This is a genomic window from Roseibium sp. SCP14, assembly GCF_040329475.1.
In the GTDB taxonomy this organism is placed as follows: domain Bacteria; phylum Pseudomonadota; class Alphaproteobacteria; order Rhizobiales; family Stappiaceae; genus Roseibium.
The window spans coordinates 1-258 of the sequence record NZ_JBDZYH010000044.1; the positions used below are offsets into that span (position 1 = coordinate 1).

General features: G+C 60.9%; 1 protein-coding gene. It reads left to right on the forward strand.

Annotated elements, in window-relative coordinates; genetic code table 11:
* The coding region (locus tag ABLQ08_RS32535) for a calcium-binding protein (protein ID WP_352950928.1) at window positions 1–258 on the forward strand (258 nt) is incomplete at both ends.

The window sequence follows — 258 nt, forward strand, 5'->3', positions numbered from 1 at the left end:
TGTCCGGAGACGGCAACGCCAATGTTTTAACCGGTGGCAATGGAAACGACATTCTGCTGGGACAAGGCGGGGCCGATACGCTGATTGGCGGCGACGGCGACGACAATCTCAGAAGTGGCGATGACGTTGATGATCTGTCGGGCGGGTCGGGCGTTGATGCGCTTGTTGCCCTCGGCGGCAACGACACGCTGTCAGGCGGATCGGGCAACGACTTCCTTTATGGTGGCCAGGGCGATGATCAGCTGTTCGGCAACCGCG